Annotated in this window: 7 protein-coding genes; 3 read left to right on the top strand and 4 right to left on the bottom strand. The window is 70.9% G+C overall.

Features of this window, described 5'->3' with window-relative positions; all coding sequences use genetic code 11:
• Positions 1 to 104 precede the first annotated feature (104 nt).
• Complete coding sequence (locus tag E3T61_RS01975; protein WP_166793118.1) at positions 105 to 6,563, bottom strand: SCO7613 C-terminal domain-containing membrane protein; 6,459 nt, start codon at positions 6,561 to 6,563, stop codon at positions 105 to 107.
• A 145-nt stretch (positions 6,564 to 6,708) separates the two neighbouring features.
• Between E3T61_RS01975 and E3T61_RS21815 the strand changes: the two genes are divergently transcribed.
• Complete coding sequence (locus tag E3T61_RS21815) at positions 6,709 to 7,323, top strand: TetR/AcrR family transcriptional regulator (protein ID WP_166793119.1); 615 nt, start codon at positions 6,709 to 6,711, stop codon at positions 7,321 to 7,323.
• 60 nt (positions 7,324 to 7,383) lie between these two features.
• The gene (locus tag E3T61_RS01985; protein WP_134639255.1) at positions 7,384 to 8,355 is read left to right on the top strand and encodes a DUF5692 family protein; all 972 of its coding nucleotides are present in this window, start codon (positions 7,384 to 7,386) and stop codon (positions 8,353 to 8,355) included.
• Positions 8,356 to 8,364: 9 nt separating this feature from the next.
• Here the strand turns inward: E3T61_RS01985 and E3T61_RS01990 are convergent, their stop codons facing one another.
• Entirely contained in the window at positions 8,365 to 9,180 is an 816-nt protein-coding gene (locus tag E3T61_RS01990; RefSeq protein WP_134639256.1) for an alpha/beta fold hydrolase, read from the bottom strand.
• 84 nt (positions 9,181 to 9,264) lie between these two features.
• On the opposite strand from E3T61_RS01990, the gene E3T61_RS01995 reads away from it, so the two are divergent.
• Positions 9,265 to 10,185, top strand: a complete 921-nt coding sequence (locus E3T61_RS01995; protein WP_134639257.1) for an AEC family transporter — start codon at positions 9,265 to 9,267, stop codon at positions 10,183 to 10,185.
• Positions 10,186 to 10,204: 19 nt separating this feature from the next.
• Here the strand turns inward: E3T61_RS01995 and E3T61_RS02000 are convergent, their stop codons facing one another.
• The gene (locus E3T61_RS02000) at positions 10,205 to 10,822 is read right to left on the bottom strand and encodes an antibiotic biosynthesis monooxygenase (protein ID WP_134639258.1); all 618 of its coding nucleotides are present in this window, start codon (positions 10,820 to 10,822) and stop codon (positions 10,205 to 10,207) included.
• Between the two features lie 51 nt (positions 10,823 to 10,873).
• The coding region (locus E3T61_RS02005) for an integrase core domain-containing protein (RefSeq protein WP_166793120.1) at positions 10,874 to 10,987 on the bottom strand (114 nt) is incomplete at its 5' end.

Below are 10,987 nucleotides of genomic sequence, written 5' to 3' on the forward strand. Positions count from 1 at the left end.
AGCGCTGGTGACGTAGAGGCGGAGAAATCCGGCACACGCCGCGCCAGGTGGCGCGACACTCCGCCTCGGCCCCAAGATCTCCGCCTGTACCTCGGCGCCGTCGGCTACCGCAGCGCGGAGATCTTCAGCGCCACCGACTTGAGGTTCTGGATGCGCTGTTCGTAGCGTGCGGCAAGCACGATCAGCAGCACGCCGCCGATGCCGAGCCACAGCCACCACTGCACCGAGACGTAGAGCAGGGCGATCCACGGCCAGAGCTGCGCGAGCGCGTGGATGAGCAGTACCGTGGCACCGAGCACGAACGGCGCCTGCAACTTCCGCGCGGTGCCGAGCAGCAGCACCACGATCGCGACGATGCCGAGTCCCACCACGCGCCAGAGCGGGCTACTGGTCAGGTCGAGCAGCAGCGACGGCCCCAGCAGCAGAAGCAGGCCGGGCGCCAGGGCCAGCCAGCTGCCGGCGGCGGGAACCCGCCTCAGGTGCACCAGCCCAGCCGCCACGAGGGCCAGCGCGAGCGGCACAGTCACGATCTCCACCGGATCCGGCACGTCGCGAAGCACCCCCGCCACGAGCATTCCGACCGCGCCCGCAAGAGCCACCCAGGCAATCAACCGGCCCAGAGGGCTGCGGTCGCCCCAGATCGCGGCCAGGAACACCGCCGCGGAGACCCAGACCACCAGAACCACCCGCACCGTGGCCAGGGGCGCGTAGCCCAGCGCGAGCACCTCGGCCAGCACGGTGCCGAGCAGGGCGGCCACGACGAACCCGTAGCCGGCGCGGAGCGGCAGGCTGGTGGCATCCGCGGAATCCGTGCCGCGGGCCACCCGGACGATGCAGGTGCCGGTGACCACGAGCAGGGCCGCGGCCGGGAGCAGCCAGGCCTCGAGCAGGCCGGTCGGCCCGGCGGGCGTGCCCGGCAGGGCCACGATCCGCAGGCCGGCCGTGACCAGCACGGTGACCGTGCCCATGAGGCAGGCCGGCCAGGCCAGAACGTTCCAGCCGGCGCGGGGCACAAGCAACGCGCCCAGGATGCTGAGCGCACCGCCGATCGACAGGGTGAGCACCGCACGAACCGGGGTGCCATCGGCGCCGATGACCGCGCTCGGCAGGAGGGCCACGGCCAGGCCCCCGACGATGCCGGCCTGCACGAAGGCGCGCGAGGAGACGTATGGGACGGCGGCGGGGTCGCGCGGTCGGCCGATGACCTGGGCCGTGATCAGCGATCCGACCACCAGGGCGAGCCCCAACGGCACGGTGCCCACTTCCACGGGGTCGAGCAGGTCGCGGCCGAGACCGGCGATCAGCACCAGGAAACCGGCGGCAATGAGCAGCCAGGCCAGCAGGTCGCCGGCGCGGCTGCGGTCGACCCAGCGCACGGCGACGTGCAGCACGGAGAACAGGCCGAGCAGGGCGACCACCCGGCCCTCGGCGAACGCGGCGTAGGGCAACGCGGTGGTTTCGGCCCCGAGGATGCCGGCCAGGGCCACGATGACCAGGCCGTAACCGAGCAGGCGGCGTGGCCCGACAGCCGACGGGGCGTGGGCATCCGCTGCCCCGGCAGCAGCCCCGACGGCGCTCGAGCCGCCGGCGACCGCCCGGACGGTGCCAAACCCGACCGCGCTCGGGCCACCGGTGATCGGCCGAACCGGCACCGGCGAACGCGCGATGATGAGATAGCCGGCGCCGATGAGCAGCAGTGCGGCCGGCAGCAGCCAGGCCTCGAGGCGCCAGTCCGCGCCGGTCGGGGTGTCGACCAACGGACGGATGCGCCCGTCCGCGGCGACGATGACCGCCACCGCGCCGACCAGAACGCCGGGCCAGGCCACAATCGGCCAGCGCGTCCTGGTGATCAGCAGGGCCCCGCCGATCACGAGGATGCCGCCGCACACGAGAACCAGCACCGGGCGCAGCAGGGCGCCCTGGGCGCCGTCGACCGCGCTGGGCACCAGCGCCAGGGCCAGACCCGCGGCGAGCCAGGCCTGCACGACAGGGCCGGCGGCCGTCGTGCTCAACGCGGCCGGGTCGCGGGCCGGGCCGATGAGCCGAACGGCCAGCAGCTGCCCGACGATCAGGGAGAGCCCCAGCGGCACCGTCGTCAATTCGAGCGGGCTGGGCAGGGCGTAAGCCAGGCCGGTCACGAGGGCGAAAAGGCCCGCGGTCCAGCTGAGCCAGGCGAGCAGGCTGCCCGCGGGGCTGCGGTCGAACCAGCGCACGGCCACATGCAGCACCGCGAACAGGCCGACCAGGGCGATCACGCGAGCCTCGGCATACGGGGTGTAGCTCAGCGCGGCGGTTTCCGCGCCGAGGATGCCGAGCAGGGCCAGGCCGACCAGCCCGTAGCCGGTGCCGCGGCGCACGGTGCGGGGCCCGGTCGCCGGGCTGCCGGCGCCTGGAGGTGTCGTCGGGGCGGGCGTGTTCGTGATGATGATTCCGCCGGTGAGCACCAGCAGCAGCGCCGCGGGCAGCAGCCACGCCTCGAGCCGCCAATCCGCGCCAGCCACGCCGGTGACCGTGCCGTTCAGCAGCGCCAGGATGCGGCCGGTCGCGGTGATCACGACGGCCGCGACCCCCACCAGCAGAATAGGCCAGGCGAGCAGGCGCCCCCGGGCACGGCCGAGCAGCACGGCCCCGCCGATGGCGAGCAGGCCGCCGATCGAGAGCATGAGCAGCTGGCGCACCGCATCGTCGGTGAGGCCGGCCGCCGTGATGGTCGAGGCGGCGGGAGACGCCGCCACGACGGCGCTGGGCAGCAGCGCGAGCGCGAGCCCGGCCCCGATCCGGACCAGCGGCACACCGATGGGCTCCGTGCGACGGACGGTGATGAGCTGGCCGACGACCAGGGCCACCCCGAGCGGCACCGTCACCAGCTCGAACGGTTCCACAGCGCCGGTGGCCAGGGCTGCGACGGCGGTCAAACCGGCCAGGGCGGCGGCGGTCCACGCCACGGCGCGGCCCAGCGGCGCGCGGGGCCGCCAGAGCGCCAGCACATGCACGACGGCCAGGACGGCCGCCAGAGCAGTGGCTCGCCCGAAGGCGAGGGACGAACTGTCGAACGAGGCCGTCTCCAGAGCGGCCAAGGTGCCCAGGGCCACGATCACGAGCGTCACACCGGCGCGATCCCTGGCCAGGCGGGTGTGGGCATCCGGGTGCCGCACGAGCAGGAACGCGGCGGCCGCCAGAATGCCCACAGTGGGCAGCAGCCACGCCTCGAGCAGGGGGCCGGGGGTGCCCGCGGTGTCGAGCAGGCGAAGAGAGCGGGCGACGCTCGTGCTGAGCAGGCCGAGGGCGCCGGCGAGTCCGGCCGCGGCCAGATAGGCCGAGCGCGGCGGCGTCCAGCGCGGCAGGGTGGCGCCGATGAGCAGCACCGCGGATGCCGCGCCGACGATAACCGGACGCACCGGTGAACCGGTCTGCCCGGTCAGGGCCAGGGGGAGCAGGGCCACCGAGAGACCGGCCAGGGTGAGCAGCGCGGCGCCAGGGCTCGCGGTGACGGCGCGGTCGACGCGGCCGTAACGCCCAAGCAGTGCGGCCAGGAGCAGCACCAGGCCGGCCAGGGGGAGCACATAGGCCTCCACCGGGGTGGTGCCGGCGCGGGCCAGGCCCCACCAGAGCCCGGCGGTGGCCGTGAGGAGCGAAAGCCAGCCCACGTGACGGCGCCAGGACGTTGAGGCGAAGAGGCCGTCGGCGTCGATCGCGGTCAGCAGCAGGGCCACGCCGGTCAGCAGCAGGACCAGCCAGCCGAGCTCGGTGAGGCCGGGCCGCAGGAACACCGAGGCGAGCACCACCGCGGCGCTGATCTCCAGGCCGACCGAGGTTCGCGCCCAGCCGTGGGTGGAGCCGCCGGTGGTGCCGCTGGTGGTGCCACCGGGCGTGCCGCCGGGCGTGCCGCCGGTCGTGCGAAGGACGAGGGCCAGGGCCACCGCGGCCAGGGCGGCGATCGGGGCGGCGAGAACCGAGACCGTGCCGGGCGCATCCGTGACCGAAATCAGGTTCACCGTGAGCGCGACGAGCGCCGGAGCCACCAGGAGCGCCCCGGTGAACCGTTCCCAACGCAGGCCCCGGCCGGGCAGCAGCGTCCAGCAGAGTGCCGCCGCCACGACCAGCGCGGTGGCTAGGATGCCGGCCAGGGGCAGTCCCAGCGGGATCGTCGCCCGATCCGCGATGCTCAGGCCGTCGATGACGCGACCGGTGGGCAGCAGGATGCCCAGCAGGGTCGGCGCCAGCAGGGTCCAGAACGCCCACCGGCGCTCGGTGGCGGTGAACAGGCCGATCCGGCCTTGGGCGAACAGCAGCTGAAGAAGGCCGGTGACCAGGGCCACGCCGACGGTGACCTGCAGCCAGAGCACCGCCTCGGACGGTGGCGCGGCGCGGGTGAGCGCCTCGGGGGCGGCGACGGCTCCGATGAGAGTGAGCACCACGGCACCGGAGAGCAGGATCCCGCGGCCGGTGGACTGGGACTCGCGCTGCAGCAGTAGCCGGGCGCTGAATACAGTGATGACCGCCGAGAGGGTGCCCACCCACCAGCTGCCGGTGCCGGCCCAGCTCACGACGTAGCCGAGCGTTTCGGCGGCAATGAAGACGGTGACCAGGAGTGGGCCGTAACCGCGAAGCGGCAGGGTCCGGCGGCGGGCGACCAGCAGAACAACGAGGGCGGCGGCGGCCAGGAGCAGGTAGAGCGCCAGCACGGGCCAGAGTCCCTGGCTGAACGGCACGGCGAGCAGCAGCACGGCGAGGCCGAACCAGGCCAGCACCTGCAGGCGCGCCGCGAGCACTGCCCCGGCCCGCCAGAACCCGGCGACCAGTACGGCCACGCCGACCAGCGCGGCCAGAGCCCAGGAACTGCTCTCGCTCACCAGGGCCACCGGATCGTTCAGCCTGGCCAGAGCGGAGACCACCGTGCTGGCCAGCGGCGCGGCGGCCAGGAGTAGCACGATCGCGCCGATCGCGGCCAGCAGCGACGCCCCGGTGAGCGCGGCGGTGAGCAGGCTGGTGCGCACGGCGCCGGCCGGCCGGCGCCGCCAGAGCAGTTCGAGACCCAGGGCCAGAACGGCGGCCACGAGGAACGGCACGGTCACGAGCAGATTGGTGTTCTCGGTGCGCCAGGCGTAGACCACGGTGCCCAGCACAACCGAGAGGGTGGCCAGGCCGGCGGATGCGTGGGCGAAGGCCCGGTAGGCGGCATCCGGCCGGCGCCCGGTCAGGGCCACGACGGCGTGCGTGAGCGCAACGACAGTAACAGCCCCGAAGCTGAGCAGGGGGATGGCCACGTCGGTGGGAGCCACGAACCCGGCCGTCACCGTGGCCGTGCCGAGCCCGGCGCCGGCCAACACGAGCAGGGCGATCCGTTCGACCCGGCGGTCCACGGCGGGCCAGAGCGTGGTTGTGCCCGGTCGGGTGAACCTGTGCAGGAGCGCGCCGACGGCTGCGCCCAGCGCGGCCAGGAACAGCCGGGTGAGCGGTTCGGCGTCTGCCGCCAGGCCGGCGGCCAGTAATCCGACGGCCGGCGCCGCCGCGGCGAATCCGGCCACGCTGGCCACCCGCAGCGACGATACCGCGTGCCAGAGCAGGAACACTCCAGTGCACACCGTCAGTGCCGCGCCCCAATAGACCAGGCCGTCGATATCTCGGAAGCCGAACAGGTTGTTCTGCCGGATCGCCCAGGAGTCCAGCAGGACCAGCACCACGGCGAGGGCGCCGATGCCCTCCGCCGTGCTGACCAGGCCCTTGCGTCGCAGCAGCCCCGCCGTGGCCAGCATGGCCAGGGTGAAGAGCCCCACGAGGGCCGAACGCACGGCGAGCCCGGCGACGACGAAGGCCACGGTGAGAAAGACGATCGCCGCGACGGAGACCAGGGTGACGCCCACGAGCAGCAGCACAACCTGCACGCTCGAGCGTTTGTGCGGTGCCGGGCCCACGGCGGATGCCGGCGCGAGCGTGTTAGGCGGTGTAGGCGGTGTGTGAGCGGCCGGGCGAGCGGCCGTCGGGACGCCGGGCAGTGCGAACGGGGGAATGGGCCGGACGGGTCGGGCGGGTTCTGCGAGCGCCGCGACGGTGGCGGAGGCCGGGGCCGCGGAGGCGACGCTGACCGGGGTCGGAGCAGTGGCCTGGCTGGCGGCGTATGCCTGCGCGGCCTGCGCGGCCTGCGCGGCGGCCAGCGCGGCACGTGCCGCGTCGGCTTCGGCGCGCTGGGCCTGTGCGTGGGCATGGGCCTGGCGTTCGGCCGCGATCCGGCGTTTGGCCTCCTCGGCCCGTGCGGCCACCTGCTCCAACGACTGTTGTTGCGACGCCTTGTCGGCCGCCTGGGCCTCGGCCACCTCGAAGCGGATCTGTCCGATCAGCTGCACCCGCCGCTCGAGGGCGGTGGCGGCATCCGTCGACGCGGTGAGCAGCAGGCCGGCGGCCGGATGGCGCAGATCGAGCCCGCAGGAGGGGCAGACCGGGCTCGGCAGCGGTGTCAGGCAGGCCGGGCAGCGGGACGTGTCGGTGAGTTCGGCCACGCTCTGCGGCCAGCGGAAGCGCCCGAGGTACTGCGCGAAGTCGCGAATAGAGCTGCTCGGTGACATCAATCCCCCTGATGAATGGTGCGGCTTCCACAGGCTAGTGGTTCGGCGGAATAGCCGGGCGAGTTACCCACAGGCGACACCCCACTTCGGGGCGATTGACGCACCGTCATTGACGCTGTGTCAACCGCGGGAGTACCGTGCGGGTATGAGCACCACGAAGACCTCCCCGCGCCTGAGCAAACAGCCCGACGAACGCCACGAGGAGATCGTTGCCGCCACCCGTCAACTGTTCGCCGAACGGGGGGTGGCCAAGGTCTCGGTCACTGAGATCGCCAAGCGCGTCGGCGTCACGCGGGGCCTGATCTACCATTACTTCCCCGACCGCGACGCGCTGATCGACCTGATCTTCGAAGACCACATCGACGAGTTCGTCGAGGCCGTCTCCCGCTGGGACGCCGATCGGGAGCCCGGCAATGTGTCCAAGGCACTGTTGGACTGCGTCGTGCTGTTCCGCCACCACCTGCACGCCAAGGACATGTTCCGCGAGGACCTCGGTCACCCCGAGAACGCCGGCCTCTACAACCGGTTCGTGGATCGCGCGGTGCGCGCCATCGTCGAGCGCCTGCGGGTGACCACGGTCGAGGCGTACGCCAAGGCGCACCACATCGAGATCGACCACGTCGGCGAGGTCTTCTATGTGCTGGTCTACGGCCTGATCGGCCTGGTGCGCTCCTCGCCCGACATCGACGATGCGGTTCTCGTCGCCATCGTGCGACAGACGCTGCACCTGGACATGGGCACGTCGAGCACCACCGCGTAAAACGCGTCACCTCCGCAAAACGCACCACCAATAAAGACAACCGAATAAGGAGAAACGAAGATGTTCCTGTACGAGTCAATCCCCTGGTACTCCACACTGATGTGGGTCGCGGTGGTGGCGGGCCTCATGCTTGCCAACGAGATCGCCCGCGCCAGCAAGTGGGCCGCGCTTGTACTGTTCATCGGGTTGCCGGTGGTGCTCACGATCTTCGTCTGGCCGCACACCGCCGGTGCCGACTCCAGCACCGGCACCTGGTTCCACTGGGTCAAGGTCTACTCGGCGCTGGCCGGCTGCCTGGGCTTCATGGCCATCCGGTTCATCCCCAAGCTGGCGAAGAACAAGTACTGGCTGATGTTCCCGGCGGCGATCCTCGCGCTGAACATCTTCGAGGCCGTCATCCGCGACTTCCAGGTTTACGGCATGCAGGGCATGGTCGACGGCGTCTTCATGGTGGGCGGCCCGTGGAACATCATGAACGGCATCGCAGGTCTGCTCAACCTGCTCACCATCTGCGGCTGGGCGGGCATCATCATCAGCCGCGGCAAGCAGAAAGACATGATCTGGCCCGACATGCTCTGGTTCTGGATCATCGCGTACGACCTGTGGAACTTCGCCTACGTCTACAACGCCGTCGGCGACCACTCGTTCTACGCCGGAGCAGCCCTGCTGATCTCCTGCACCATCCCCGCCTTCTTCATCAAGCGCGGCGCCTGGCTGCAGCACCGGGCGCAGACCCTGGCGTTCTGGATGATGTTCACGATGGCCGTGCCCACGTTCGTGACCAGTTCGATGTTCGCGGTCCAGTCCTCGCACAACCCCACCGCGTTGTTCATCGTCAGCGCGATCTCGCTGGTCGCCAACATCGCCGTGGTGGTCTACCAGGTGCGGGTCATCGTGCGCACCAAGCGCAACCCGCTGAAGGACGAGCTGTTCGTGGAGCTGCCCGCCTACCAGAAGGTGCTGGCCGACAACCGGCCCCTGGATGCCGCGCCCGGCAGCACGGGCCAGGCCCGCGCCACCACCCGCGTCTAGTTCCGGGCGCTACAGGTTGTTCTCGGCCAGCCAGCCGAGCAGTACCCGCTGCACATCGGCCGGACGTTCCACGTTCGGCAGGTGTGCGGTGTCGCGGAACACGCATCCGCTCGCGTCGGGCACCGTGGACACCAGGTACTCGTAGGCCGCGAGCACCTCCGACATGTCGTACTCGCCCACCGTCACCAGGGTGGGCACGTCGATGTCGACCACCCTGTCGTAGGCCGGGGGCTCGAGCGGGATCGACACCGGGTTCTCCTCGGCGTGAATGACGTTCACCCGGTTGAGCGCGTAGGCGGTGGCGACGAACTCGGGGTCCAGGTCTTCTTCGCGGCGGAGCGGACCGAAATCCCAGATCGCCGCCTCGAGCCGGGCCAGCTTGTGCCAGTCCTGGGCCTCGAAGACCCGGTCGATCTCGTCGAACCGGGCATCCTCCAGCTCGGTCAGCTCGGTGTCCGGGAACCCGCTCGGGCCCGACCCGATCACGACGAGTCCGGCCACCCGGTCCGGGCTGTCCACGGCGAGGTCGATGGCGATGGTGCCGCCGCGGGAGCAGCCGATCACCGTCGCCCGGGCCACGCCGAGGTGGTCGAGCACCGCCAGGGCATCCGCCCGGTTGGAGAACTCGACATCCTCGGTGCTGGTCTGGCCGAAGCCGCGGGTGTCGAAACGAATGACAAAATGGTCGGCCGCCAACGCCTCGATCTGTGGATCCCACATCCGCAGGTTCGCGATACCCGCGTGGATCAGCAGCAGCGCCGGCTTGGAGACGTGTCCGTCGGTTTCGTAATACAGGCTCGCGCCCGGTACATCGAGGTGAGGCATGCATCGAGCGTACGACGGCCGCGCCGCCGGCGGAGGACTTTTTCGCGGCCCGGCGGCACATTGCCGACCCCGTAGGCTCGAAACGTGGGCGGTGTACTGGTCGGGTTCTCGATCATCGGGTTTGTGATCCTGGTGGGGTACGTCGTCGAGCGCACCGGCGTTGCCGGCGAGAGCGCCGGCCGGGTGCTCAATCGCATCGCATTCTTCGTGGCCACCCCGGCGCTGCTGTTCACCGTGCTCTCGCACGCGGATGTGCACGTGCTGTTCTCCGCGTTCCTCGCCACGGTGCTGTGCAGCGTGATCGTCGGCATGCTGCTGTATGTGGCTCTGGCCAGGTTCTTCTTTCGAAACCCGCTGCCGGAGACCGTGCTCGGCGCGACCAGCGCCACCTACGTGAACGCCAACAACATCGGGCTGCCGGTGGCCATCTATGTGCTCGGCAGCGCCCAATACGTGGCGCCGGTGCTGTTGCTGCAGCTGCTCGTGCTCGCGCCGATAACCCTGAGCATCCTCGACGCCTCCACCCGCGGCCGGGTGTCGGTGCGCGGCATCCTCACCCAGCCGCTTCGCAACCCGATGATCATCGCCTCGGTGCTCGGCGTGCTCGTGGCCGCCTTCGGCATCCCGGTGCCCGCCGCCGTGATCGCGCCGCTGGACATCATCGGCGGCGCCGCGATCCCGCTGGTGCTGATGTCGTTCGGCATGTCCCTGCACGGCCAGCGGCTACTGCAGGCCGGCACCGGCCGCAAGCAGGTGTTCGCGGCGTCGGCGATCAAGGTGGTGCTGATGCCCGTGATCGCGTACCTGTTCGGCCGGTTCGTCTTCGCCCTCGAGGGCGCCGAGCTGTTCGCCGTGGTCACCGTGAGCGCGCTGCCGACCGCGCAGAACATCTTCAACTTCGCGTCCCGCTACGACCGGGGCGTGGTGGTGGCCAGGGACACCGTGCTGGTCACCACGATCGGCGCGATCCCCGCGCTGGTGATCGTCGCGGCGCTGCTCGCCTGAACCTGCCGGTGCGGCCGGATCAGACCTTCTTCTTCGGCGCCTTCTGCAACCACGGCCGCAGCCGCCGGGTGATGAACGGCATCACCAGATAGGTCATCGTCGGCGCCATCACCAGAGTGGTCAGCAGGATGCGCAGCACCGTGGGGATGTCGTTCCACTCGGGGTCGACGCCGGTGACCAGGTAGGTGAAGAGCACGTTCAGCGGGAAGAAGCCCAGCCCGATCGCCACGGCCTGCTTCCACCGCGGCGGCTGGATCGGCGAGGACGGGCCGGCGTTCTCCTGGGATTCGTCGAACCAGCCCTCGATGCCGGTGCGCTTGACCACATGGGCCTCCAGAACCAGGCCCTCGCCCTCGAGCAGCCAGCTGGTGCGGGCGATCGAGTTCTCCCAGGCCTCAAGGGAGGCCGCATCCTGGAACTTGTAGAGCATGTGCCAGTGGCCGCTGCCGGCGTGAGCGCGCACCCAGCCTGAACCGAGGAATCCCGGGTACTCGTTGGCGAGGTCCATCCCGGTCTGCACCCAGTGGGTGGCCTCGTCGAATCGGGCGGGGTCGACCTTGCGGCGGATGGACACGGTGACGGGTACGCCGGCGGCTGCTTGTGGCGCCGCGTCGTTCCCGGATGCAGCAGGAGACATGCGTCAAGTATGAGTGACGCCGGGTGCGCGCGACAGGCTCAACCAGCGCGGCTAGATGTACTGCCCAGGGAGGTTGGTTAACCGGGTGATCGGTGGTTTGCCTCCGATGGCGGTGTGGGGCCTGTGGTGATTGTATTCGTGAAGCCATCCGGGTAGTGCTGCGCG

The sequence above is a fragment of the Cryobacterium lactosi genome, from assembly GCF_004403945.1.
GTDB lineage: Bacteria > Actinomycetota > Actinomycetes > Actinomycetales > Microbacteriaceae > Cryobacterium > Cryobacterium lactosi.

Coding starts and splice junctions, on each gene's coding strand:
- E3T61_RS01975 (WP_166793118.1), bottom strand. CDS start 6,563: ATGTCACCGAGCAGCTCTATTCGCGACTTCGCGCAGTACCTCGGGCGC.
- E3T61_RS21815 (WP_166793119.1), top strand. CDS start 6,709: ATGAGCACCACGAAGACCTCCCCGCGCCTGAGCAAACAGCCCGACGAA.
- E3T61_RS01985 (WP_134639255.1), top strand. CDS start 7,384: ATGTTCCTGTACGAGTCAATCCCCTGGTACTCCACACTGATGTGGGTC.
- E3T61_RS01990 (WP_134639256.1), bottom strand. CDS start 9,180: ATGCCTCACCTCGATGTACCGGGCGCGAGCCTGTATTACGAAACCGAC.
- E3T61_RS02000 (WP_134639258.1), bottom strand. CDS start 10,822: ATGTCTCCTGCTGCATCCGGGAACGACGCGGCGCCACAAGCAGCCGCC.